Source organism: Leucobacter chromiisoli (genome assembly GCF_016522505.1).
Classification (GTDB): Bacteria; Actinomycetota; Actinomycetes; order Actinomycetales; family Microbacteriaceae; genus Leucobacter; species Leucobacter chromiisoli.
This window is the reverse complement of record NZ_JAEHOH010000009.1, coordinates 58,879-83,340: the sequence shown is the minus strand read 5'-3', so window position 1 is coordinate 83,340 and position 24,462 is coordinate 58,879. Positions and strand designations below refer to the sequence as shown.

The following is a 24,462-nucleotide window of genomic DNA, read 5'->3' as shown; positions in this document are numbered from 1 at the left end:
ATGGCGCAGTGGCCCGATGGCCGCCGGTACGGGGCGACCCTGAGCTTCGACTTCGACGCCGAGGAGGTGTGGATCGGCGAGAACCCCGCCAACGCCTCGGCGCCCGGAGTGCTGTCGCAAGGGGCGTTCGGCCCCAAGGTCGGCGTCCCCCTGATCCTGCGACTGCTCGAGAAGCACGCAGTGACGGCGAGCTTCTACATCTGCGGCAAGGACGCGCTGCGGCACCCCGATGCCGTCCGCGCCATCGTCGCCGCCGGTCACGAGGTCGCCCATCACGGGCACTCGCACAGCTCGCCGACCGGGATGACCGAGCAGCAGGAGCGCGAGGAGCTCCGGGCGGGGCTGGATGCGCTGCGGGCGCTCGGCGCCGACGTCGTCGGATACCGCTCGCCGTCGTGGGAGTTCAGTGCGCACACGCTCGACCTCCTCGTCGAGGCCGGCTTCGCGTACAGCTCCAACCTCCTCGACGACATCGTGCCGTACCGGCACCCGTCGCACGACATCATGGAGGTCCCCGTCTCCTGGATCCTCGACGATGCGCCGCATTTCTGGTTCGCGAACGACACCTGGGAGAAGACGATCCGGTCGCCGCGCGAGGTGCTCGACGTCTGGATCCCGGAGATCGACGGCATCGCTCGGCACGGCGGCCACGTCATGGTCACCGCGCACCCGATGATCTCCGGCCGACCGTCTCGCCTCGAGATGCTCGACACCGTGATCGGCCACCTGCAGGACACCGGCGCCTGGATCGCCACGACCCGCGAGGTGGCCGCCTACGCCCGCGAGCACGGGCCGCTGGAGCTCGACCTCGGCGGTGACCGATGAGCGGCGCGGCGACCCCCGCGCGTGCGTACCCTCGGGTGCGGATCAGCGGCGAGGCGGCCGATCGGTCGCGTCAGTACGGCGAGCTCGCCGCGGCGCAGATCGCGATCATCCGCTCGGGCTACGAACGCGCCTTCGCGGCGAAGGGGGTCGAGTGGGAGGCCGCCATCCGGATCGCGCGCGGATACCTGCCGGCCATCGAACGGCACGCGCCGCACCTGCTCGTCGAGATCCGCGGGATCGCCGAGGGCAGCGGGCTCCCGTTCGACGACATCCTGGCGATCAACTGCCGCTCGGAGGTGCTGAACGGCGCCACCCGGGCGAAGGGCGCCGCGCTCAGGGGCGAGTGCACCTCGTTCGCGGTCGAGGCGGATCGCAGCCCGTTCCGCGGCGCGGTCGTCGGGCAGAACTGGGACTGGCTCGAGGAGCTCGAGGGCGGGGTCGTCATCCTCGAGGTCGCGCGCCCCGACGGCCCCGACTACGTGACGCTCGTCGAGGCGGGGCTGCTGGCGAAGATGGTGCTCACCGCCTCGGGGCTCGCCCTGGGCATGAACACGCTGGTGAGCTCTCGCGACGCCGTCACGGCCGGGGTGCCCTACCATCTGCAGATCCGCTCGGTGGCGGACGCGGCTCACGCGGCGGAGGCGCTCGAGATCCTGGCCGGCATGCCCCGTGCGACCTCGGGTAACTTCGTGCTGGCGGATGCGAGCGGCGCGATCCTGAATGTCGAGGCCTCTCCGGGCGGTCCCGACAATCTCTCGATCACCGCATCGGACGATGGCACGCTCACGCACGCCAATCACTTCACGGAGCCCATCGTCGGCGGCTTCGATCTCGCCCCGATCGCGATGGCCGACAGCTACGCGCGTCTCGGGCGCATGCGGCGACGCTTCGCCTCGGTGGGAGGCGGGTTCGCGGACGCGGATCTGCGAGGCGCGCTGCAGGATCACGTCGGCTACCCGAACTCGGTGTGCTGTCATCCCGACGAGCGGTCGGAGCCGGCGGCGCGCTGGAAGACCCTCGCGGGAGTGCTGATCTCGCCGTTCGATCGCCGGTTCGGGTACACCGCCGGGCCGCCCTGCGAGAGCGACTGGATCGAACTCGACTACCCGGAATGGCGCGAGTAGCGGGATCCGCGCGCGGGGATACCCGGCTGCGGCCGTAAGCCTGCGGGACCGCTGCCGCGCGGAGGCGCGCCTACGTGTTCTCAGCGTCGGCCGCCGCGCCAGCGGCCGGCATGGGAAACGGATCGTGTCCGGAGAGGCGCGCGAAGCTCAATGCGTTCCCCGTGCGCGCAGACTGTCGGTTTCGGCAGTTACCCCGACGGCGAGCCTTCGAGAGAGTGAGGGATGCCCCATCCGCTCGTGCTCGATGAGCACATGACAATCGAGGTTTCAATGACGAAACTGGATCCATCCTCCTCTGCGGCCGACGCGACTCCGGCGCAGACCCTCTCGACACTGCGTCGGGTCGCCGGCGCGTCCGTGATCGGCTCCACTCTGGAGTGGTACGACTTCTTCCTCTACGCGACGGCATCCGCACTCGTCCTCGGACCGGTCTTCTTCCCGTCCGTCGACCCGGTTGTGAGCACGCTCCTCTCGTTTGCAACCTTCGGCGTCGGCTTCGCAGCCCGTCCGATCGGATCGATCATCTTCGGCGCCGTCGGTGACCGCGTCGGCCGGAAGCCGGCCCTGGTCGCCACCCTCATCCTCATGGGCGTCAGCACCGCGGTCATCGGTCTGCTGCCCGGCTATGCGACGATCGGGATCCTCGCACCGATCCTTCTGGTGATCCTGAGGCTCGCTCAGGGTCTCGGCGCGGGAGCGGAGCTCGCCGGAGCGACGATCTACTCCGCGGAATTCGCCCCGAAGAACCGCCGAGGGCTCTTCGGGTCGATAGCGACGATCGGGACCTACTCGGGAACCGTGCTCTCGTCGACGGTGTTCGCCCTGTTCGCCCTCATGCCGACAGATGCCTTCATGAGCTGGGGCTGGCGCATCCCATTCCTCCTCAGCGTCGTCGTCGTAGCCGTGGGCCTCTACATTCGGCTGCGCCTGGACGAGACACCCGAGTTCAAGCAGGTCGAGCAACGCGAAGAGATCGCCAAGGTCCCGCTGATCTCAGTGTTCCGCCACGAATGGCGAAGCGTGCTGCTGGTCATCGGTATCGTGGCGGGCGCCTTCACGGCGACGTACGCCTACCAGACGTACTCCCTGTCCTACATGCGCAACAACCTCGGCATCGAGACGTCGATCGGCACGTGGGCGGTCGCTATCGCCGCCTTCCTCGCGATGTTCATGGTGCCGCTCATGGGCGCGCTCTCGGACCGTGTCGGCCGTCGGCCGGTCCTCATCGCCGGATCCGCGATCTCCGCCCTGTTCGCGTTCCCGTTCTTCATGCTCCTCAATACCGGACAGGATCTGCTGATCATTCTGGCGATGATCGGCGGGATCGGAATCGGAGTGCCCACGATCCTCGGCGTACAGGGGGTCTTGCTGAGCGAGCTCTTCTCGACCAGGAACCGATTCACCGGGTTCTCGGTGAGCCGCGAGATCGGTTCGATCGTCTTCGCCGGCGCCACGCCCTTCGTCGCCGCGAGCCTCGTGGGTGCTGCCGGCGGCGAATCCTGGCCGGTGTCTCTGTACGTCATCGGCGCCTGCCTCATCACGCTCATCACCGGGCTCATCATGCACGAGCCCAAGCCCACCGACGAGGGCACCCCCTCCTGACGAAGGCTTCCCCGCGTCGATCCATTCCCATCATCCCGACGCACGACCCGGACAAACAACCGTAGACACGAGAAGGCCTCGAATGACGTTGCTCCTCCCCGACCGGCTCGACACCGATATCTCCCTGACCCTGCCGACGCTCCTCAGAAGACGGGCGCTCGAACAGCCCGATCACGTCTTCATCCGAACCGTCGACGGCGACGACGTCACCTATCTCGGGCTCGAGACGAGAGTGCAGGAGTGGATGCGCGCGCTCACCGCCGCAGGAGTCGAGCGCGGCGATCGGCTCGTCACGCTCCTTCCACCCTCGTCCGATGCCACCGCCGTCTGGATGGCTGCGGCTCGGATCGGTGCGATCGAGACACCCGTCAATACCGCATTGAGAGGCTCGCTCCTCAGCTACGTCCTCTCAGATGCAGACCCGCGGTGCATCATCGCCTCACCGAGGTTCTCCGTCGTTCTCCGAGACGCGTTGCACGGTTCGCCTGCAGCACCGCCGGTCTACCTCGTCGACGGAGCATCCGAGTCCTCCGATGCTCGCACGGGATTCAGCCGCGCGGACTTCGGGGCCGAAGTCGCCGTCGACGACCGCGACCCGCTCCCTCACGAGATCGCCACCATCGTCTACACGTCGGGCACCAGTGGACGTTCGAAGGGCGTCCTCGTCCCCTGGGCCCAGGAGTACGCGACGGCCCGGTGGCTCATGCCGGTCGACGGACGGCAGGGCGATGTCTGGTACAGCCCGTGGGCGATGTATCACGTCTCAGGAAAAGTCGGCGTCTACTCCAGCGCACTCCTGAACGGTCAATTGATCATCCGCGACGGGTTCAGCAGTTCGCAGTTCTGGAACGATATCCGCGAGTACGGGGTCACCTCGACGATGCTCGTCGCCTCCACCGTCTCGTACCTCGTTCAACAGCCGCCGACCACCTCGGACGGCGACCACACACTGCGCAACGTCTGCGCGGCTCCGCTGCCGGCGGACACCGCCGCATTCCAGGAGCGCTTCGGCGTCCGTGTGAGCACCCTGTTCAACATGACGGAGGTCGCCTCGCCCATCGCCACCGGCTGGAGCGATGCGCCGCAGGGAAGCTGTGGACGGGCACGCGAAGGCGTCGACGCGCGTATCGTCGACGAGTTCGGACACGAGGTCCCGGTGGGCGGGGTCGGCGAGCTCGTCCTGCGGATGTCCGCCCCCCACGAGATCATGGCCGGATACTGGCGTGCGCCGGCCGCCACCGTCGAGACGTGGAGCGACCTCTGGTTCCACACGGGCGACGCCGCCCGATGCGACGGGGACGGGTGGTTCTACTTCGTCGACCGCTTGAAGGACACGATCCGCCGCGGAGGAGAGAACATATCCTCCGTCGAGCTCGAATCGATCGTGGCCGAACATCCGCTGGTGCGCGAGTGCGCCGCGGTCGGCATCCCGAACACCCATGGCGACCGAGACGTCGTCCTCTTCATCGTCGGTGAGCCTTCTGCGGATGCTGCCAAGATCGCCGAGGACCTGGACGAGAGACTGCCGCGCTTCATGCGCCCATCACGCATCTGCCTCGTCGAGGAGCTTCCAAAGACCCACACCGCGAGGGTGAAGAAGGAAGAGCTCCGTCGTTCCGACCTCGCCGTCGCCTGGAGCCGTCCCGACCGCGCCCCGACGGGGTCCCTATTCGCACAGGAGAGCATCTGATGACCACACACCAAACTATGGGCGAGGCCACCTCGGACGCCGTCGCAGTTCGCGGCCGCGACCTCTCGCACGAGCTGATCGGCCGGATCACCTTCACCGACATGGTCGCTCTTGAAATCCAGGCGCAGCTGCCCGGTGAACAGGAACGCCGGATCCTGGATGCGGTGCTCGTCGCTCTCACGGAGCACGGCCTTACGCCCACCGCGGTCGTGGCCCGCCTGACCGACCTCGGCGCCCCCGGCGCCCTGCAGGGCGCGGTCGCCGCCGGCCTCCTGGGAGCGGGCGATCACTTCCTCGGCGCCCTCGACGGCTGCGGCCGCATCCTGCAGGAGTGGCCGGAAGAGGCAGATCCGCAGGCACATGCGAGAACGGTGGTGACCGATATGCGAGCGGCGGGCTTCCGGATTCCCGGCCTCGGGCACCCCACCCACAAGGACGGCGATCCACGGACACGTGCACTGTACGCACTCGCGGATGAGACCGAATTGCCTTCTCTCACCCGGGACCGCCTCGACATGCTTCGGGAGGCAGCCGAGGAAGCGTCTGGGCGGGCGCTCCCGGTCAACGTCGACGGCGCCGGCGCTGCGCTGCTCTCGGCTATCGGCCTGCCATGGCAGATCCTGCGCGGCATCGCACTCGTCGCGCGCACGGCCGGTCTCGTCGGCCACCTCTGGGATGAGACGTCCCGCCCTACCGCCGCCGCGCTCTGGGCTGCGGCGGAGGCCGCGGCGCCCTACCGCGCACCGTCGACAGGATGATGGAATTGGCGACATGGACCCCACGGCTCCGACCCTCATCCTCATCGTCGACGATCACGAGGTGGTGCGCGACGGCCTGATCGCGACGCTCTCCTCGGACGAGCGCCGCGTCATCGGCGTGGCCACCGGAGAGGAGGCGCTGGAGTCCGTCCACCGCGAACGGCCGGCAGCAGTCATCGTCGATCTGCGTCTGCCAGGTATGTCAGGGCACGATCTCATCGCCAGCCTGCGGAAGGAGCATCCAGAGCTCCGGATCGTCGTGCTGAGCACCCACCTGAGCGAGCGGAGCGTCCGGGCCTCGTACGAAGCAGGCGCCGACGTCTATGTCGCCAAGTCGGCGGGCAGCGAGGAGCTGCGCACGGCGCTCACCGGAGTACTGCAAGGGCATATCCGCGAGGAGTCTCCCGCCGATCTGGTGCAGCGCCTCCGCGGGGGCACCCCGCTCTCACCGCAACTGACCCCTCAGCAAGAACGCGTCCTCTCCCTCGCTGCCCAGGGCGCGACGGACAAGGAGGTCGCACACACCCTCCACATCAGCGAATCGACCGTCCGCTTTCACATGCAACGGGCCAAGGAGCTCCTGGGGGCGCGATCGAAGACGCAGGTCATCGCCGAAGCCATCCGCCGCGAGCTCATCACCCCCGATTCGCCATGAACCGCACGAACCCGAGAACAGGGCACGTCGACCGGCGGCTGCTCGAACGGCTCTGCGTCACGGTGGCCACCGTGACCCGCTTCGACGCCGCAATCCTCACCGTCTGGGGAGAGAGCGGAGATCCGGCCGTCGGCTCGCACGGCATCAGCAAGTCGCGCGCGAACGACCTCGCACGTCTCATCCTCCCCGCCCGCGACACCGGCGCGGGCGGGGGCGGCGCGCAGGGCAGCGCAGACGGCTCCTTCCGCCAGCGCCTTACCGAGTTCGGCTTCACCTCATCATCGCGGGTTCCGGTGACCAGAGACGACCAGGTGATCGGGCTCCTCGTGGTCCTGGCGGCGGAGCCCCGGCATCCCGACCCCCCGCTTCTCAGCGCACTCGCACGCGTCTGCGAATCGGCGCTCGAGTATCGACAAGCCCCCACCGCGGCGCCGGACCTCACTGACCTCGACGCCCTCGTGTTGTCGACCGACTCGTTCACGACCCTCATCGAAGCGATGACCGTCGCTCTGTCCGCGAAGCTGGGAGAAGTCGGCGTGGGGCTCTCCGTCGCGGACGACGACACCGGGCTGCTGATCACCGCAGACGGCTCCTTCGGGCTCCCGGCATCCGTCACCCGCCGCTTCCCCATCGACCCCGGCGACCTGCACAGCAACGCTGCGCGCGTGTTCGAACTGCAGCAGCCGTTCGCCAGCAATCATGTCATCGGCGATCCCGCCGTCCTCCAGAACTATCCGCAGGCATTCGGAATCCGGAGCATGCTGGCCCTCCCGCTCGTTGTCGCTGCCCGCTCGATCGGCGTGCTGATGATCGTCAACAAGGAGAACGGCTTCGACGCGGACGACATGGGCGTCGTACTCCCCGTCCTCCCCCGTCTCTCGCTCGCCGTCGAGCTGACACGGCTCTCCGAGCGTCGGCGATTCGCGTATGAGGCAGACGGTATCGTCGCCGCACTCCGCATCGCGGCACTCGCCTCCCCGCCGGACGAGACGCGGATCACAGGGATCGTGGACGAGACCCGTCGCCTCCTGGCCGCCGATCACCTCGCCGTGCATCGGGGTCGAGCGGCCTCCTCGTCCGGCAGCAGAATGGAGATTCCGTCCCGCGGACCGCTCGGCTCGCTGATGGAGCTGCCCTGCGGCGGCAACGCCGGGAACCTGGTCCTGCGCGCGGAGAGAGCCTCGAACGGATTCGGACGGAGCGAGCGCGCACTGTTGGCGGACCTCGCCCAGGTGCTGAGTGAGGCGGCATCACTGCAGCAGACACGCCGCCAAGAGGAGGAGCTCGCCCAGCACCGCGAACGCCAGCGTATAGCCGATGACCTGCACGACGACGTCTCGCAGCTGCTGTTCGCCGCGCAACTCGCCCTCACCGCCGAACCGGAGCCGGAAGTACCCCGGGCGATCGAACTCGTCCGCACGGCCGAGGCGGCACTGCGAGACGCGATCTTCCTGCTCGAGGCACCTCCCGATCCTCTCTCCCGGCAGATCGAAGGCACACTCGCCTCCGTCCGCGAGCAGTGGGGGCTGGCGATCGAGTCCGTCATCGAGCAGGCGGTCGACGGCGTCTCGGACCCGACCGGCGCTGAACTGCTGAGAGCCGCTCGCGAATGTCTGGTGAACGCGGCCAAGCACTCGGACGCGAGCAGGGTCCGGATCACCGTGCGCGTCGTCGACGACGGACGGTCCGTCGAGCTCGTCGTCGTGGACGATGGAGTCGGCCTCAGCGAGCTCGATGGCGGGAAGAGAACGTCCGAGCGGGCGCGCAGGCCTGAGACGATGAAGCACGGCCTGCGCGCCATGCACCGGCGTGCAGAGGCGCAAGGCGGTGAGCTCACCGTCGAGAGCCTCACCACGGGCGGCACCCGTGCGTCCCTCCGGCTACCAGTGGGGCCCGGCTGACCGATCGCGCAATCGGCCGTGCCGCCGTCTGCTGTCACTAATGCCAGTTGCCGTATCGCGGCGCGGCATCGAGTGTGGAACCATGCCACACGAAGACGTGCGAGAAACCGCAGAACATCTGGAACTCGGCACCCCGACCGTACTCATGCGGATCGAGGATCAGGTCGGGATCATCACTTTGAACAGGCCGGAACGCCTCAACGCCCTCACCTTCGAGCTCCTCGACGGTCTTGAACGGGCCTGGCGCATCGCGAGCGACCGCGCGGACGTCCGCGTCGTCGTTTTCACCGGGGCGGGTCGCGCGTTCTGCGCCGGCGCGGACATCGACGAGTATCTCTCGGATCCCGTCGATCTTCAGCGGCTGCTCGCACCGTTCGCGGATCTTCGCCCCGATCGCGGCCTGGAACTGCGCAAGCCCGTGATCGCCGCAGTCGACGGAGTGTGCTTCGGCGGCGGACTCACCCTGCTGCTGGCGACGGATATCCGCTTCGCGTCCGCGCGCTCCCGCTTCGCGACGCCAGAGACCGGGTGGGGAGTACTCGCCTCATTCGGCGGGACTCAGCGCCTCCTGCGTCAGATCCCGCACGCCGTCGCGCTGTCGATGCTGCTCGGTGGCGACGTCCTGCAGGCCGAGGACGCCATCCGGCACGGACTCGTCTCCCACGTCGTCGAGGGCGACGTCCGCGCCCAGGCCATCGCGTACGCGAAGACCGTCGCCGAGCGATCGCCCCTCGCCGCCCAGGCGACGAAGGAGCTCGCCCTGCGCGCCTACGACACCACCCTCTCCGACGGGATCCGCATGGAGGACCTCATGGTGCGCCTGCTGCAGGACACCGAGGACGCGAAGGAGGGCATCGCCGCGTGGCAGGAGAAGCGCGCCCCCCGCTTCCGGGGATGTTGAGGATGGCCCGGATGAATCCCGTGGCGTCCACCCTCTCCCGGCACCAGCCGGCTGGTGCCGGGTTCGCTGAGGGAGAGCTCACCCAGGCGCATCGACTGGGTCTGCGCCCGATGCCGCGACAGGGATATGCCGAGGCACTCGCAGATGCTGAACGACGCTTCGGCGCAGACCACGTCCTGTACGAGTTCCCCGATGAGCATTCACAACTGACCGTGGGTGACCTCATCGAGCTCTCGGCTGACTTCGCATCCGCTCTGCGGAACGCCGGCCTCGCACGGGGTGATTCCTTAGCGGTCTGGTCACCGCCATCGCCGCTCTGGCCCGTGGCCATGCTCGGTGCGGCGCGGATAGGCGCGCGGATCTGCGGACTGAACACACGCCTGCGGGCCGGAGAGCTCGCACAGGTGCTCGGCGCATTACAGCCGCGCCTCGTCCTGGCGGCGACCGGTTTCTTCGACATCGACAGCGCCGGTCTCCTGCGCGAGGCCCTGGGACCGGAGAACGCAGAGCTTCTTGTCACAGCTCCGCTCGGGACGCGCCTGGGCAACCTCACGGCGGGCGAACGCGATCTCGACGTACCTGCGCCGCATCATGACGAGGTTTCGCTCATCCAGTTCACCTCGGGGAGCACGTCGACTCCGAAGGGCGTACTGATCACACAGTCGGGCTCGCTCGCCGCTGCGCACTACGGAGCGGAATGCCTGGGCATCGGACCCGACGATCGGATGTATTCCCCGCTGCCGTTCTTCCACATCGGCGGCACGATCTCGACATGCCTGGCCGCAATCACCAGCGGTTGCACGATGGTGATCCCTCGCCGCTTCGACGCCGCGGCAGCGCTGCAGGAGATCGAACGCGGATGCACGGCCTTCCAGGGCCACGGTGCACTGTGGAGGATGCTGCTCGACGCCTATCGCACCGCGCCTCGCCCTCTCCCCTCCCTCCGGCGGGGGTGGGCCAGCGGCGATCATGGTTCGCTCCAGGAGATCCAGGACACACTCGGCGTGAGCGAACTGGTCAATATGTTCGGATCCAGCGAGGCGGGTACGATCGCCTGCACGGTCCGGACCGACCCCGAGCCCGTCCGCCTCGGCACTCTCGGCCACCCGACGCCGGGAACACGGGTCCGCGTCCTGGACCCCGAGACGGATGTCCCTGTGGCGCCAGGAGAGATCGGAGAACTCTGGCTCAGCGGGCCGATGGTCATGCGCGGTTATCTCGGATCGCCACCGCTCGGCCCCGAAGGCCTGCGCACCGGCGATCTCGTGCGCTTCGACGGCGACGTGCTCCGCTACGCCGGTCGCATCGACGACCGTCTGAAACCGGGTGGCGAGAATGTATCGGTCGCCGAGGTGGAGTCCTTCCTGCGCGACGACCCCCTCATCGAGGAAGCGATCGTCGTCGGCATCCCCGACCGTCGCCTCGGCGAGATCCCGGCAGCCGTGGTCCAGCTCACACGCGAGGGCGCCGACGACCAGCGCGCTGCGATCACCCGCATCGCCACGCGCTGCCGCCGTGAGCTGGCCGGCTTCAAGGCACCGAGAACCGTGCAGGCGGTGGACACCATCCCGATGCTCGACTCCGGGAAGGTCGACCGCAGACGCGTGCGGCAGGAGCTCATCGACCGTCTCGATCGATCGGCGACGGAGACACCCGGATGAGCCACAAGGACGACATCCGCCTCTCCATAGACGGCCCCATCGCGACAGTCACTCTCCGTCGCACCGCGAAGCGCAACGCCCTCGACTCCGATTTTTCCCACACCATCGCCGGTGCGCTGCACGAGGCGGAGGATCGGGGAGCGCGCATCCTCGTTCTCCGCTCGGCCATCCCCGTCTTCAGCTCCGGCGTCGACCTCAGCGAACCGATCCGCCTCGATTCAGACTCCCCCGAGCTTGTCATCGCCGACACTCTCCTGCGCACGGAGCTGTTCGTCGTCTCGGTCTTCGAGGGCCCCGCGCTCGCCGGGGCCCTCATGTTCGCCGCGCTCAGTCCTCTCGCCGTCGCGGGGGAGCAGGCGACGTTCTGGCTACCCGAGCGTCGCCTCGGTCTGTATCCCGGGCGGGTGCTCGCCTATCTGGAAGAGACAGTGCCTCCGCGACAGGCGCATTGGCTGGCCCTCACCGAGGAACGGGTCACGGCGCAACAGGCCCTCCAGCTCGGGCTCATCAGCACGGTGCTGGCCCCGGGAGGATTCGAGCACGACCTCGATTCCCTTCTCAGGGACCTGGCCGCGGCAGATCCCGCGTTCCTCTCAGCCGCTCGGAGGACCTGGCTCATGCGGTTTCGGAGCGAGCAGTTTCTCCGGCGCACTGCCGAGTACGACGCCGTACTCACCGACAATCTCCGAGGAACCCGCGAATCCCGATGATCCAAACGGTTCCCGTCGAGGAGCACTGCGTGGAAGGAACCGGAGAAAGACAGCCGACCGGGGCACGGATCGGCTCCATCCCTGCCTGCCCGAGCGAGTGGGCCGGGAGACAGCCGACCCGCTTCGTCATCTGAGGGCCTTCGCAGCTTGCGCGCTGATAGCGTCGAACTGGACCGTGCACACGGCACCCAGACGCATGATGAAGGGAATCGCATGAGCACCACTCACGCGCAGAACGGCGCTTCGGACATCGAGATCACCCCTCTCGCCCTCGGAGGCAATGTCTTCGGCTGGACCGCCGATCGGGAGGAGTCGTTCAGGGTGCTCGACGCGTTCGTCGCCGGCGGAGGCGACTTCCTCGACACCGCCGACGGCTACTCGCGCTGGGCGCCCGGCAACGGAGGGGGCGAATCGGAGACGATCATCGGCGAGTGGCTCGCAGCGCGGGGAGGCCGGGATCGAGTGACGATCGCGACGAAGGTCTCGACGCACCCGCAGTTCTCGGGGCTCTCCGGTGCGAATGTGAAGGCCGCCGCCGAGGCATCGCTGCAGCGTCTGCAGACCGACCGGATCGACCTCTACTACGCGCACTTCGACGATGCCGAGACACCGCTCGAGGAGACCGTGGTCTCCTTCTCCGAGCTCGTCGACGAGGGCAAGGTCCTCGCGATCGCCGTCTCGAACTACACGGCCGAGCGGATCGACGAGTGGTTCCGCATCGGCCGTGCGGGCGGTCACCACCTCCCCATCGCGCTTCAGCCCCACTACAACCTGGTGGAGCGCGACTTCGAGACAAACGGGCTGCGCGATGTCGCCGAGCGCGAGGATCTCGCGGTGTTCCCGTACTTCTCGCTGGCGAAGGGCTTCCTCGCGGGAAAGTACCGCGATGCCTCGGACGCGAGCGCCGCGAACGCGAGCCCACGCGCCGAGGACGCCTCCTCCTACCTCGACGACCGCGGACGCGCCGTGCTTGCCGCACTCGACGAGGTCGCCGGTGCGCACGACGTGGAGCTCGCGTCGGTGTCGCTCGCGTGGCTGCGTCAGCAGCCCACGATCGCGGCGCCGATCGCGAGCGCTCGCACGACGTCGCAGCTGAGCGCGCTGCTCGCCTCGCTCGAACTCGAGTTGACGCCGGCCGAGATCGAGCGGCTGAGCACCGCCGCAGCGTCCGCCTAGGGCGGGATCGGGCCCGCCGCCGGGCCCTCAGCGCGAACGCACGCCGGATGCCGCGGCGGCGAGCAGCCCGCACGCCTGGGCCGCGGCCTCGGACAGCAGTTCGGCGCAGTCGTCGGTGAGCTCAGCGAGCGTCGCGGGCCCCCGGGCGATCGAGAGGGCCGCGGCGATCCCGGCCGCGCGGCACTCGGCGGCGCTCAGCTCCACGGATCCCGCGATGACGACGACCGGCGGCGTTCGCCCGGATCCGGTCCGATCCGCCTTCGCCCCTTCGAGGATGCGCGAGACCACTTTGCCGCCGAGCGACTGCGCATCGAGGCGCCCCTCCCCGGCGATCACCAGCGAGGCCTCGGCCAGCGCCTCGTCGAGGCCGATCGATCCTGCGACGAGCTCCGCGCCCGGGACGGTCTCGGCGCCGAGCGCCGCCACCGCCGCGAGGGGAAGGCCGCCGGCGGCGCCGAGACCGGGTCGTGCGGTCAGCGAGGCCGCGCTCGCTCCCCCGCGGGAGGCGAGCGCGTCAGCCAGCCGCGCGAGGCCGGCGTCGATCACCGCGATGTCGCCTGGCGCCGCGCCCTTCTGAGGCCCGAAGACGGCACCCGCGCCCCTCGGCCCGACCAGGGGGTTGTCGACGTCCACCGCGATCCGCCACCGCGCGGCCCGTGCGGCGGGACCCAGGGCGGAGAGATCGACGCTGCGCAGCGCCGGGAGCCCCGCCGCGCCGGGGTCGATCTCGACCCCGGATTCGTCGAGCAGGCGAGCGCCCAGCGCCCGCAGGAACCCCGAGCCGCCGTCGCTCGTGGCAGAACCGCCGACGCAGAGCAGGATCTCCTCGGCGCCTCGGCGCAGCGCCTCGAGCGCGATGAGACCGACGCCGTACGTGTCGGCGCGGAGCGGCTGCGCAGGCACGTCGCTCACCCGAGGAAGCCCGTTCGCCTCGGCGGCCTCGACGACCGCGGTGCGACCATCGGCGCTCAGACCGAACCGCGCCGTACAGGGCCGCCCCAGCGCATCGACGGTCTCGACGTCGAGCACCCGGCCTCCCCACGCCGCCGCGAGCGCGTCGAGCGTGCCCTCGCCGCCGTCGGCCATGGGCAGCTCGCGGATCCGCATCCCGTCCCCGAGCGCGTCGCGCACGCCGAGCGCGAGCGCACTCCCGGCCTCGGGCGAGGAGCAACTGCCCTTGAACGAGTCCGGGGCGATCACGATCAGCGGTGCACGGCCGGCCATGACCGTCAGCCTACGAGGTCTTCCGGGCCGCGACCAGTTGCTCCTCCGTCGCCGAGGTGTCCCCGGAGAGCCAGCGCAGCCAGCGGGTGCCGGGATCCCTCTCGAGGATCAGCGCCCGCAGCAGCAGGGTGAGCGGGATCGAGAGGATCGCACCGAGAGGGCCGATCACGAAGGTCCAGAACAGCACCGAGAAGAAGCTCAGGGTCAGGCTGAGATTGACGGCGTCGCTCACGAACTTCGGCTGCACCAGCACCTGCAGCACGACGTTCACGACGCAGTAGATGGCGATCACCGCGAGCATCAGCGGCCAGCCTCCCACCACGAGCGCCAGCACCGCCGGGGGCACGAGCCCGAGCACGAAACCGATGTTCGGCACGAAATTGGTGACGAACGACAGGATCGCCCAGACAAGAGGGGCGGGTACGCCGAGGGCCCAGAGGGCGAGCCCGTCGATCACCGCGACGACGAGACCGAAGCAGGCGTTGACCACGTAGTAGCGGCGCACACCCCGGTTGAAGGCCTCGAAGCGGATCATGGCCGGCTTCGCCGACGGCCCGAAGTCCGATGTCGCGCGATCGTAGCGGGCGGCATCGGCCGCCATGAACAGCACGTAGGCGAAGATGAAGAAGAGCGCGGTGGCGACTCCGAGCATGCCGCTGCCGAGCGACGTGATGAAGCGGATGAGCGACGACGGCGCGAGCATCGCGGCCACGGTGTCTGAGGCCTGGGAGTGCAGGCCCATCTCCCCCAGCCAGGCGACGATCGTGTCGACCGTCGCACGCAGCTCGCCGGCGTAGTCGAGCACCAGGGCGGTGAACTCCACCCCGGCGAAGGTGAGCAGCAGCGCCATGGCGACGAGGACCGCGTAGGCGACCGCGATGACCGCTGTGGTCGCGAGCCAGCGCGGGCAACCGATGCGCTCGAGCGGGTGGCGCACCGGGTGGCAGATCACCACGATGACGGCGGCGACGGCGAGCGGACCGATGAGATCCCGCCCGAAGGACATGCCGGCGAGCACGACGATCGCCGCGGCGAGAGCGAGCAGCGTCGTCAACGCGGGAGGGAGCGGCGAACGGGACGCGGGGCGAGCATCGGGTGGGGAAGCTGCGGGTGCCATTGCTTCACTGTAGCCGCTGGCGAGCCGCGCGGAATGCGAGGATAGGCGGGTGACTGATGACGCCTCCGCACCGCACCGCGATCCCGCCCTCGAGGATCCATCGCCCCGTCGATCGGCCCTTCCCGCGGCGGCCGCTGCGACCGGGCATCCGGAGCGCACCACCTCGGGTGTCGGGCCGTGGCCGGGCGGGCGCGAGACGTGGCCGACGGAGGATCGCTACGATCCCGAGCTGCTCGAGCACGGGGACACCCGGAACGTGATCGATCGCTACCGCTACTGGCGCATGGAGGCGATCGTCGCCGACCTCGACGAGAAGCGGCACCCCTTCCACGTGGCCATCGAGAACTGGCAGCACGACATGAACATCGGCTCGATCGTGCGCAGCGCCAACGCGTTCGCGGCCGACACCGTGCACATCGTGGGGCGGCGGCGCTGGAACAAGCGCGGCGCCATGGTCACCGACCGATACCAGCACGTCGAGCACCGCGAGGACGTCGCGGCGCTCGCGGCGTGGGCGCGGGACGAGGGGATCCCGATCATCGCGATCGACAACGTGCCCGGCTGCGTGCCGATGGAGACCTTCGACTGGCCCGAGCGCTGCGTCATGCTGTTCGGCCAGGAAGGCCCAGGGCTGACCACGGAGGCGGTCGCGGTCGCTGAGGCCGTGGTCGAGATCACGCAGTACGGATCGACCCGCTCCATCAACGCCTCGGCCGCCGCCGCAGTGGCGATGTACAGCTGGGTGCAGCAGCACTCGCCGCTGGTTCCGCGGCGGTAGGGGCAACCTCTTTCTCAGCGACAGGAAGTTCCAGACAGAAACCAAGACACTGATAATCTTAACTAAATTACTCAGTTCGGTGATAACTTTAATACGTGCGCAGCCCTCTCGATAACCCCTTCACCCCGGGCTCCGACACGGTTCCCGTTGTCTGGGCCGGGCGGATCAGCCAACTGACCGAGTGGTCGGCGGTCGTGCGGCCGCGGCTGCACGCCGGGATGCCGGAGCGCGGTCGAACCATCCTCGGCGAACCCGGATTGGGCAAGTCGACACTCGTGCGTCGCATCGCCGAGAAGGCCGCGGCGGACGGCGACTGGGTGACCCCGCAGGTACGTCTTCCCGCAGGCGCGGATCCGTTGAAGGCCGTCGCCGCCGCGATCCTGCGACTCTCCGATCAAGCAGGCCTGGCGGCCGCGCGCGAGCAGAGGATCACCGGCATCCTCGAACGAGTGCGGCAGGTCGCCGCGAGCGGGATCTCCCTGACGATCGACCGGGCTACGGGTCCCGAGCCGTACTCCGTGCTCACCGAGCTGCTCATCGAGGTAGGGGTGGCCGCGAGACGGGCGGGACGCGTCGTACTCGTCCACATCGATGAAATCCAGAACGTCTCCGATGAGAACGCGCTGTCGCAGCTGCTGATCAGCCTGGGGGACGCGATCACCGCGAAGATGCCCGTCGAACTGCCGGGCGGCATCGTCGACCAGCGCGCGCTCCCGATCGCCGTCTATCTCACCGGCCTGCCCGAGTTCGCCGAGAAGGCCTCTTCCCGAAGCGGCGCCACCTTCGCCCGGCGCTTCGCGACCAACACTCTCGAACCGATATCGGACGAGGATCTCCTCTTCGCCCTCAGCCCGTTCATCGACCCGGGCTGGGAATCTTCCGACGAGACCGGTGGAATCAGCACGATCCGGATGACTCCCGAGGCCGCGGAGATGATCGTCTCGGTCAGCTGCGGTGAGCCGTTCCTCTTCCAGCTGGCGGGCGAGCGGGCCTGGTACGCGGGGACGGGCGATGTGATCACGCTCGACGAGGTGGTCAGCGGGTGGGAGGCTGCTCGCCATGAGGCGACGGCACACGTCGAGCGCATTCTCGACAGGCTGCCCCCGAAGGAGCAGGAATTCGTGACGCGCATGGCCGAGATGGATCCGAAGCATCGAACCCTCACCGGCATCGCCAGGGCGATGGGATACGACAACGCCACGAACGCGGGCCCGTTCGCGCAGCGGCTCGACACCGTGCGCGGGATCATCTCCAGGGGCAGGAAGTACACCTTCCGGCACCGCGCCCTCGAGGCCTACCTCACGACCGGCTGGCCAGAGCTCGAGAGCGGAACGTCCACGCTACGCGCAGAACAAGGGCCTCAGCCCGCGTGAGGATGAGGTGATCTCACTCATCACCCAGGGCTTCACTAACTGGGAGATTGCGACGCGGAGCTACATCAGCATGAACTCGCTCAAGTCGTACATTCGGTCGGCCTGCCGGAAGATAGGGGTCGAGCGCCAGGCGGTGCGGTGGGGGATCGAATACGGCACGCTGCCGCCCGAGCGCCTCGACGACGAGCGCTGATCGAGAGTCGCCCTACTTCACGCGCGAAGGCCTGCTCTCGAAGAACTTCGAGATGCCCCGCTGAGCGGCGTCGGTACTCGCCACCCAGGCGTGCGTCTCGTTCGCGATATCGAACGCCGCCTGAAAGCTCTGCTCCTCCATGTCGCAGATCGCTCGCTTGGTGGCGGCATAGGCCTCGATCGGCGCCTCCGAGAGGCGGAGCGCGACGGTCCTCGCCGTGGAGTGGACCGCATCGGAGTCGGTCAGGAGATCGACCAGCCCGAGGCGCCAGGCTTCGGAGCCCCTGACCAGCTCGCCGCTGAGGACGAGAGAGCGCATCTTGGCGATGCCGACGCTCTGCGCGAGCAGCCAACTTCCCGTCACGCTCGCCTGCCCGGTCCGCACCTCAGGCTGTCCAAAGCGGACGTCGGGGTGGCTCACGCGGTAGTCGGCGCAGAGGGCGAGCTGCATACCCGAGCCGGCTGCGACACCGCGAATCGCAGCGATGATCGGCTTGGGTGCTCTGCGGATGAGCGAGAAGAGATCCCGGTACTGGTCGACGCCGGCGTTCTCCGGGGTGAACTCGATCGCGACGCTCAGGTCCTCGCCGGCGCAGAAGGCGTCGGGGCCTTCTCCGGTCAGCACGATCGCCCGGCAAGTGTCCGGGGGAGCAGCGGAAAGTTCCGTGACGGCCTGGATCAGCTCATCGCGCATCTGCTCGGTCCAGGCGTTGCGCTTGCGCGGATTGTCGATTGTGAGCGTGGCGATCGCCTCGTCATCGATCTCCACGCGAATCTTTCCGGTCACGGCGTTCCTCTCTCATCGGGTGCAGGTTACCCTTGCGGGTTCCTCGAAGGGCATGATAATTATTTTATATCGATCAGTCGAATAAACCAAGGGAGTAATCTTGGACACCCTCATCGACGCCCTTCGCGAACAGGCGCAGCGGCACCCGCAGAGATGCTTCGTCCGTTCCGCCGACGGCGAGCTCAGCTATCAGGAGTTCGTCTCGGCCGTGTCGCGGTGCGCGACCGGCCTCGACCTCATCGGCGTACGCGAGGGAGACCGTGTCGCGGTCATGCTCCGCAACCACTTCGAGCACCTCGTGCTCGTCTACGCCCTGAAACGGGTCAACGCGGTTCATGTCCCGGTCAGCATCCACCTCAAGTCGGCCGGGGTCGAGTTGCTGCTCGACGATGTGCGCCCCCACCTCCTCTTCGCGGAGGCGGAGTTTGCAGACGTAGTGCGCGCCGCGTCACAGCGGAGTCGGGTGCGACCGAGACAGGTGTGGCGGCGACCGAGCGAGGAGCTGCTGCGGGAAGGCGATGATCTGGGGGCGGTGCTCGACTGCGGCCGGCCGACCGTAGACACCGTCTGGTACGACCTCGATCGACTGGATCAGGTCTCGTACACCTCGGGCACCACCGGAGCACCGAAGGGCGCCAAGCTGACCGATCGCTATCTGCAACTCGGCGCGCGATCGGCGCGCGATCTGGCCTCGATCGGCCCTGCGGACAACCTGCTGCTCTGGGAACCGCTCTACCACGGCGGCGGCTGGACCGCCATCTACGCCGCCATCCTCGCAGGCGCGTCGGTGTCCATGGTCGAGAAGTTCAGCGCCTCCCGCTGCTGGGATCAGACCCGCGAGTTCGGCTGCACCCGGCTGCACTACCTGGGTGCGGTCGTGAACCTGCTCTTGAAGCAGCAGCCGCGAGACGACGATGCTGACAATCCGGTTGAGATCGCCTGGGGTGCGGCCTGTCCGCAGGACAGCTGGGTCCGATTCGAGGAGCGCTTCGGAGTCGAGGTCCGCGAGGGCTACGGTCTGACTGAGGGCGCCGACTTCGCGCTGCTGAACATCGACGGCCCCGTCGGGTCGATGGGCCGGCCGATCCCCGAGTTCGAGGCCTGGGTGGAATCGCAGCCCGGAGTCCGGGCTCCGCAGGGATCGCCCGGGGAGCTGGTGCTGCGCCCGCACGCCGAGAAGCTCACGATGGCCGGGTTCTTCCGGAACGGCGAGGCGAGCGAGCGCGTGCTCAGCGGCGGACTGGTGCGCACGGGTGATCTCGCCGTGGAGCTGGAGGACGGCTACTTCGGGTTCCAGGGACGTGTCACCGATAGCCTCCGCAGACGGGGAGAGAACGTCTCGGCATGGGAGGTCGAGCGGGTCGCCGAGCAGAACCCGGAGATCACCGAGGCCGCCGTAATCGGCGTGCCCTCGGAGATGGGCGAGGAAGACATTAAGATCTTCATTCGTCGGGAGCCCGGATCGGACATCGGACCGGAGGCCGTACTCGAGTGGTGCAGAGAGCGCCTCGCCTACTACCAGGTGCCCAGATACGTGGAGTTCGTCGAGGACTTCCCTCGGGGTGCGACGCAGCGCGTGCGCAAGTCGGCGCTCTCACGCGACGTCGAGGGCGTCTACGACGCGGAGGGCGCCCAATGAACGAGCAGGCTGTCCCCGTGGAGGAAAGCACGCTGCTGGATCCCGATCCCCAGTCCGCCTCGCATCGGATCCCGCTGCGCTGGCTCGACATCGACTCGCAGGGCCACGTATACCACGCCGTCGCACTATCCCTGGTTGACGAGGGGCGGGCGCGATGGTTCGAAGGGTGCTTCGACGCAGAGACCACCGACTACGTGATCGCGCGCGTCGAAGCCGACTACCATCGCCCCATCAGCCTCGCGATGGGATATGTCGACTGCACCGTCCGGCTCACCCATGTCGGGCGCAAGAGTCTGCGATTCGATGAGACCCTCGCCTCTCCCGATGGGGAGGTGCTCCTCACCTCTCGATCCTGGGTGGTCGTCTGGGATATCGCGACCCGGAGGACGCGCCCCATGACCGCTGCGGAGCACGGTCACCTCGAGGCCTCCTGATCACTTGCGCATGCCGGAAAACCTGAGAAAGGAAACATCATGAAACTCATGCGAACAGCGGGTGCGGCCATCGCCGCAGTCGCATTGGCGACGTCGCTCGCGGCGTGCTCGGGGAGTTCCGACGCGGACCTCTCCACCTTCGAGAAGGCCCAGAAGACCGGCGAGGTCGATGTCGCTCTCGCCTCGCTCGAGCCGGACAGCAACCTCACGCCGAGTGGGGAGGTGACGGGATACGTCCCGGAAGTCACTCTCGCCGCGCTCGAGGAGTACGGCATCACGAAGCTCAACGGCTCTGTCGCCGAGTTCGAGGCCTTTATCCCCGGCCTCCAGGCCAGCCGCTGGTCGATGGTGACTACGGGCCTGACCGTGACCTCGGAGCGTTGCGAGGCGGTGCTCTTCTCGAACCCGCTGACGGTGCTCCAGGAGGCGCTGGTCTACCCGACGGGGAATCCCGACGATATCTCCTCCTACGACGACTTCTCCACCGAGTCCGGACTGAACCTCGCGGTGCTCACCGGCTCCAGCCAGGAGAAGTACGCGCTCGAGCAAGGCGTCCCCGCCGAGCGACTCGTCAAGGTCTCCGACTCCAGCGGCCTCATCGACAGCGTCGTCAGCGGGCGAGCCGACGCCTTCGCCCTCGGCAACATCGGCATCGTCGGGCTGCTCAAGCCCTACGCGGACCAGCTCGAGTACAACCTCGTCGAGGGAGCGCCCGTCTCGGCGACCGCAGTTGCGTTCCGCGAGGAGGATCGTGACTTCCGCGACAAGTTCAACGAGCAGCTGGAGAAGCTCCGCTCCGACGGCTCCCTGGAGCAGATGTTCGAGGAGTGGTTCGGCGAGGAGAATCCCGGACTGACGGAAGCCACCTCGCTGGACCCGTTCGCCGAGGGCTGTGAATAGCTGATGCTCTCGGACCTCTGGCACTTCCTCCCAGGGTTTCTCCAGGGGCTCTGGGTCACGGTGTGGGTGGGCCTGGCATCGATCCTGACGATGCTCGTCACCGGCGTCGCGCTGTTCCTGCTCCTGCGCACGCAGCACCGCGTCGTCGGGGGAGCCATAGCCTTCCTGATCGAGTTCCTCCGGAGCGGCTCCGCCGTCGTCGGCGTGTTCTGGGTCTTCTACGCGCTCCCCCTCTTCATCCCGGGCGCGGAGCTGAGCGGCGCGGTGAGCGCCCTCATCGTGCTCGGGATCAGCGGCGGGGCCTACGCCTCGGAGATCCTGCGCGGTGCGGCGAAAGGGATCCCGGTACAGCAGCTCGACGCATGCGCCGTGCTGAACATGGGCTTCTGGACGAGGGAGGGGCGGATCGTGCTGCCGCAGGTCATCACGAGCGCCCTTCCCTCGCTCTCGGCGCTCTCGGTCGAGGTCTTCAAGTGGACGGCGGTCGTGAGCCTCGTGGCGGTGCCCGACTTCCTCTACTGGATCGGGGTGGCGCGAGCGCAGACGGGGCACACCGCGATGCTCTACGTGATCGCTGTGATCGTCTACTTCCTGCTCGGGCGCGGCGTGGCCGCCGGCTATCGCCTGATCGGACGGAGTCTGGGGCTCGGCGTCGCAGAGCCTCCGAGACGGAGTCGCGGCGCTCGAGAGGCCCGCCTCGCCCGCGCGGCGATGCCGGTGAACGTCACTGCGGGAGGAGGTTACGCCCATGTCTGACGTCTGGGACTGGGAATTCGCGGTCGAGGTCCTGCCGAAGATCCTGGAGGCCCTGCCGCTCACGCTCGTTGTATCGCTGGTAGGGGGTGTGCTCGCGATCGTCCTCGGCCTGCTCCTCGCGCTCGCTCGGCTCTCGCCATATCCGTTCGCTTCGAGAAGCTCAGGCACCGTCTCGAAGCTGCTGCGCGGCACCCCGTTCCTGGTGCAGCTCTTCTTCGTCTACTACGCGCTACCGCAATGGGGCGTCAGGATCGACGCCTTCTGGACGGGCGTCATCGTGCTCTGCCTCTACTACAGCGTGTACATGGCCGACGCCTTCATCTCCGGAGTGCAGACCGTCTCCCCCACCCTGATCGAGGTCTGCGCCGTGATCAATCTGACGACCGCCCAGGCCTGGCGGCGCGTGATCCTGCCGCTCGCGGTGCCGAGATCCTCGCCATCGCTGATGAACTACCTGATCATGGCGCTGCAGCAGAGCGCCGTGCTCATGGCCATCGGCCTCGGCGTGCTGCTGGGCCGCGCACAGGAGATCGGCTACAGCTCGTTCCGGTACCTGGAGACCTACACCATCTGCGGTTTGATCTACATCGTGATCGCCGTGCCCGCCCTGCTGCTCGTCCGCCGATTGGAGAAAAGAACATGAACGAGGTCCTGAGGTTCGCGGGAGTCCGCAAGGCGTTCGGTTCCACCGAGGTGCTCCAGGCGGTCTCGTTGAGCGTGAAGGCCAATGAGCGGGTGGCGCTGATCGGGCCGAGCGGCTCGGGGAAGAGCACGCTGCTACGGATGGCGGCCGGTCTCGAGTTTCCCGATTCGGGGTCGGTGGAGACCCTCGGCACCCCGGTCGGCGAGGGGCGCAGCGTCCGTGACATCCGCCGAAACCTGCTGCAGGTGCGGGCGGGGCTCGGCGTCGTCTTCCAGTCCTACAATCTCTTCCCGCACATGACGGTACTCGCGAACCTCATCGAGGCTCCGGTGCACGTGCAGAAGGTGCCGCGCGAGCAGGCGGTGGAGCGAGCGCACGACCTGCTCGAACGAGTCGGGCTCAGCGCGAAGGTCGACAGCCGTCCGGCGGAGCTCTCCGGAGGCCAGCAGCAGCGTGCGGCGCTCGCCCGCGCGCTCATGACCCGACCCCAGTTGCTCCTCCTGGACGAGGTCACCTCGGCTCTCGACCCTCAGCTGGTGGACGGTGTGCTGGAGGTGATCGTCAGCATTGCCGAAGAGGAGAACGTCGCGATGCTCGTCGTGACGCACGAGCTCGGCTTCGCCCGGCGGATCGCCGACACGGTCCACTTCCTCTCGGAGGGGAACGTGGTCGAGTCGGGGCCTCCGGCGCAGGTGATCGATGCGCCGCTCCTGCAGCGGACGCGGGAGTTTGTGGGCTTGTGACGAGCGAATATCATTGAGTTCTCATGCCGAAAATAGTGGATCACGCGGAGAAGCGAAGAGAACTCGCAGACGCCGTACTGCGTCTGATCGCCCGTCAGGGGTTGAGCGAGATCACCAATCGCACCGTCGCATCCGAGGCCGGCTGCTCCACGGGCTCGCTGACCTACTACTTCCCCAGTCGCGAGGAGCTGCTGCTCGGCACGCTCCGCCGAGCCGCCGAGATCGAGGGAGACTTCTTCCGGCAGATCCACGAGCAGCACGGCGAAGATCCGCGGCGCGCGCTGCAACTGCTGGTGGAGCGGGGGCTGCCGTTCCCCCCGCAGGGGGTCGCCTCCATCAGCATCTTCCTCGACTTCTACGCGAAGTCGACCAATGACGCCGGTATTCGTGAGGAGGTCGCGAGCTATCTCGCGAATTGGCGACGGACCATTGCCCGAGCCATACGAAGATGTCAGGAGAGGGACGCGATGGATCCGGCACTCCCGGTGGATGAGATCGCGGCCGAGATCGTCGCGCTGGTCGACGGGTATGCGATCCACCATCTGATCGCCGGTTCGAGCGGGGTGTCCGATCCGGCCGAGGGAGCGCGGCTCGCCAAGGGCTGGATCGAGCGACTGACCGCGCCCGCCAGCCCGGTGGGACCATGATCGCTGCCGGTCTCGCCCTCGGCGGCATCGCCGATGATGAACCTGGCCCCGATCGCGCATCCCGAGGTCGATAACGTCGCTCAGACCACGAGGATCGAGCGCTGGCTCCCGCTCTTCGAGGATCCCGGTCCCGATGATGAGCTCGGCGATCACGGTAGGTTCGCCCGCGAGCTTGACGCCGCTACCCGGATCCGCGCGCGCACGCAGTCCCGCGCCCCGCGGCGCC

The 24,462-nt window shown here is 68.2% G+C and carries 24 protein-coding genes; 21 read left to right on the top strand and 3 right to left on the bottom strand.

Annotation, left to right across the window (positions count from 1 at the left end):
• From JD276_RS07195 to JD276_RS07150, 11 genes are all read left to right on the top strand, one after another.
• Entirely contained in the window at positions 1 to 825 is an 825-nt protein-coding gene (locus JD276_RS07195; RefSeq protein ID WP_200114968.1) for a polysaccharide deacetylase family protein, read from the top strand.
• On the top strand, positions 822 to 1,949 hold the full coding sequence (locus tag JD276_RS07190) for a C45 family autoproteolytic acyltransferase/hydrolase (RefSeq protein ID WP_200114967.1): 1,128 nt from the start codon (positions 822 to 824) through the stop codon (positions 1,947 to 1,949). The genes JD276_RS07195 and JD276_RS07190 overlap by 4 nt, the downstream gene beginning before the upstream one ends.
• 270 nt (positions 1,950 to 2,219) lie before the next feature.
• Positions 2,220 to 3,551 carry an MFS transporter gene (locus JD276_RS15905; RefSeq protein WP_233615440.1) on the top strand — a complete coding sequence of 444 codons (1,332 nt, stop codon included), beginning with the start codon at positions 2,220 to 2,222 and terminating at the stop codon, positions 3,549 to 3,551.
• Positions 3,433 to 5,241, top strand: a complete 1,809-nt coding sequence (locus JD276_RS07185) for an AMP-binding protein (RefSeq protein WP_233615451.1) — start codon at positions 3,433 to 3,435, stop codon at positions 5,239 to 5,241. The genes JD276_RS15905 and JD276_RS07185 overlap by 119 nt, the downstream gene beginning before the upstream one ends.
• On the top strand, positions 5,241 to 5,999 hold the full coding sequence (locus tag JD276_RS07180; RefSeq protein ID WP_200114965.1) for a citryl-CoA lyase: 759 nt from the start codon (positions 5,241 to 5,243) through the stop codon (positions 5,997 to 5,999). Before JD276_RS07185 ends, JD276_RS07180 begins: the two co-directional genes overlap by 1 nt.
• A 13-nt stretch (positions 6,000 to 6,012) precedes the next feature.
• Positions 6,013 to 6,654 (top strand): response regulator, encoded by a 642-nt coding sequence (locus JD276_RS07175; protein ID WP_200114964.1) that lies wholly within the window; start codon positions 6,013 to 6,015, stop codon positions 6,652 to 6,654.
• On the top strand, positions 6,651 to 8,555 hold the full coding sequence (locus JD276_RS07170; RefSeq protein ID WP_200114963.1) for a GAF domain-containing sensor histidine kinase: 1,905 nt from the start codon (positions 6,651 to 6,653) through the stop codon (positions 8,553 to 8,555). The genes JD276_RS07175 and JD276_RS07170 overlap by 4 nt, the downstream gene beginning before the upstream one ends.
• Before the next feature lie 82 nt (positions 8,556 to 8,637).
• Complete coding sequence (locus JD276_RS07165; RefSeq protein ID WP_200114962.1) at positions 8,638 to 9,456, top strand: enoyl-CoA hydratase/isomerase family protein; 819 nt, start codon at positions 8,638 to 8,640, stop codon at positions 9,454 to 9,456.
• On the top strand, positions 9,450 to 11,117 hold the full coding sequence (locus JD276_RS07160; protein WP_307866494.1) for a class I adenylate-forming enzyme family protein: 1,668 nt from the start codon (positions 9,450 to 9,452) through the stop codon (positions 11,115 to 11,117). Before JD276_RS07165 ends, JD276_RS07160 begins: the two co-directional genes overlap by 7 nt.
• On the top strand, positions 11,114 to 11,827 hold the full coding sequence (locus tag JD276_RS07155; protein WP_200114960.1) for an enoyl-CoA hydratase/isomerase family protein: 714 nt from the start codon (positions 11,114 to 11,116) through the stop codon (positions 11,825 to 11,827). The genes JD276_RS07160 and JD276_RS07155 overlap by 4 nt, the downstream gene beginning before the upstream one ends.
• A 213-nt stretch (positions 11,828 to 12,040) precedes the next feature.
• Positions 12,041 to 13,003 carry an aldo/keto reductase gene (locus JD276_RS07150; RefSeq protein ID WP_200114959.1) on the top strand — a complete coding sequence of 321 codons (963 nt, stop codon included), beginning with the start codon at positions 12,041 to 12,043 and terminating at the stop codon, positions 13,001 to 13,003.
• A gap of 27 nt (positions 13,004 to 13,030) precedes the next feature.
• On the opposite strand, the gene JD276_RS07145 is transcribed toward JD276_RS07150, so the two are convergent.
• A complete protein-coding gene (locus tag JD276_RS07145) occupies positions 13,031 to 14,227 on the bottom strand; it encodes a glycerate kinase (RefSeq protein ID WP_200114958.1) in 1,197 nt (398 codons plus the stop codon).
• Between the two features lie 10 nt (positions 14,228 to 14,237).
• Positions 14,238 to 15,344 carry an AI-2E family transporter gene (locus JD276_RS07140; RefSeq protein WP_200114957.1) on the bottom strand — a complete coding sequence of 369 codons (1,107 nt, stop codon included), beginning with the start codon at positions 15,342 to 15,344 and terminating at the stop codon, positions 14,238 to 14,240.
• 49 nt (positions 15,345 to 15,393) lie between these two features.
• Here JD276_RS07140 and JD276_RS07135 point away from each other — a divergent pair, with 49 nt between their 5' ends.
• The 3 genes from JD276_RS07135 to JD276_RS07125 all read left to right on the top strand — a co-directional run bounded on the left by JD276_RS07135 (position 15,394) and on the right by JD276_RS07125 (position 17,688).
• Positions 15,394 to 16,122, top strand: a complete 729-nt coding sequence (locus tag JD276_RS07135) for a TrmH family RNA methyltransferase (protein WP_200114956.1) — start codon at positions 15,394 to 15,396, stop codon at positions 16,120 to 16,122.
• A gap of 95 nt (positions 16,123 to 16,217) precedes the next feature.
• Positions 16,218 to 17,495, top strand: a complete 1,278-nt coding sequence (locus tag JD276_RS07130; RefSeq protein WP_200114955.1) for an ATP-binding protein — start codon at positions 16,218 to 16,220, stop codon at positions 17,493 to 17,495.
• Positions 17,496 to 17,502: 7 nt separating this feature from the next.
• Positions 17,503 to 17,688: a LuxR C-terminal-related transcriptional regulator gene (locus tag JD276_RS07125; RefSeq protein WP_200114954.1), complete on the top strand. Its 186-nt coding sequence runs from the start codon at positions 17,503 to 17,505 to the stop codon at positions 17,686 to 17,688.
• A 12-nt stretch (positions 17,689 to 17,700) separates the two neighbouring features.
• Here JD276_RS07125 and JD276_RS07120 read toward each other — a convergent pair whose 3' ends face one another.
• Positions 17,701 to 18,474 (bottom strand): enoyl-CoA hydratase/isomerase family protein, encoded by a 774-nt coding sequence (locus JD276_RS07120; RefSeq protein WP_200114953.1) that lies wholly within the window; start codon positions 18,472 to 18,474, stop codon positions 17,701 to 17,703.
• 100 nt (positions 18,475 to 18,574) lie between these two features.
• On the opposite strand from JD276_RS07120, the gene JD276_RS07115 reads away from it, so the two are divergent.
• Genes JD276_RS07115 through JD276_RS07085 form a run of 7 tightly spaced genes read left to right on the top strand, consistent with a single transcriptional unit; the run spans position 18,575 to position 24,236 of the window.
• On the top strand, positions 18,575 to 20,113 hold the full coding sequence (locus JD276_RS07115; protein ID WP_200114952.1) for an AMP-binding protein: 1,539 nt from the start codon (positions 18,575 to 18,577) through the stop codon (positions 20,111 to 20,113).
• Positions 20,110 to 20,547 carry an acyl-CoA thioesterase gene (locus tag JD276_RS07110; RefSeq protein ID WP_200114951.1) on the top strand — a complete coding sequence of 146 codons (438 nt, stop codon included), beginning with the start codon at positions 20,110 to 20,112 and terminating at the stop codon, positions 20,545 to 20,547. The genes JD276_RS07115 and JD276_RS07110 overlap by 4 nt, the downstream gene beginning before the upstream one ends.
• Before the next feature lie 39 nt (positions 20,548 to 20,586).
• Positions 20,587 to 21,447: a transporter substrate-binding domain-containing protein gene (locus JD276_RS07105; protein ID WP_200114950.1), complete on the top strand. Its 861-nt coding sequence runs from the start codon at positions 20,587 to 20,589 to the stop codon at positions 21,445 to 21,447.
• A gap of 3 nt (positions 21,448 to 21,450) precedes the next feature.
• Positions 21,451 to 22,203: an ABC transporter permease subunit gene (locus JD276_RS07100; RefSeq protein WP_200114949.1), complete on the top strand. Its 753-nt coding sequence runs from the start codon at positions 21,451 to 21,453 to the stop codon at positions 22,201 to 22,203.
• On the top strand, positions 22,196 to 22,846 hold the full coding sequence (locus tag JD276_RS07095) for an amino acid ABC transporter permease (RefSeq protein ID WP_200114948.1): 651 nt from the start codon (positions 22,196 to 22,198) through the stop codon (positions 22,844 to 22,846). The genes JD276_RS07100 and JD276_RS07095 overlap by 8 nt, the downstream gene beginning before the upstream one ends.
• Entirely contained in the window at positions 22,843 to 23,589 is a 747-nt protein-coding gene (locus JD276_RS07090; protein ID WP_200114947.1) for an amino acid ABC transporter ATP-binding protein, read from the top strand. Before JD276_RS07095 ends, JD276_RS07090 begins: the two co-directional genes overlap by 4 nt.
• Positions 23,590 to 23,612: 23 nt before the next feature.
• The gene (locus JD276_RS07085) at positions 23,613 to 24,236 is read left to right on the top strand and encodes a TetR/AcrR family transcriptional regulator (protein ID WP_200114946.1); all 624 of its coding nucleotides are present in this window, start codon (positions 23,613 to 23,615) and stop codon (positions 24,234 to 24,236) included.
• Positions 24,237 to 24,462 lie beyond the last annotated feature (226 nt).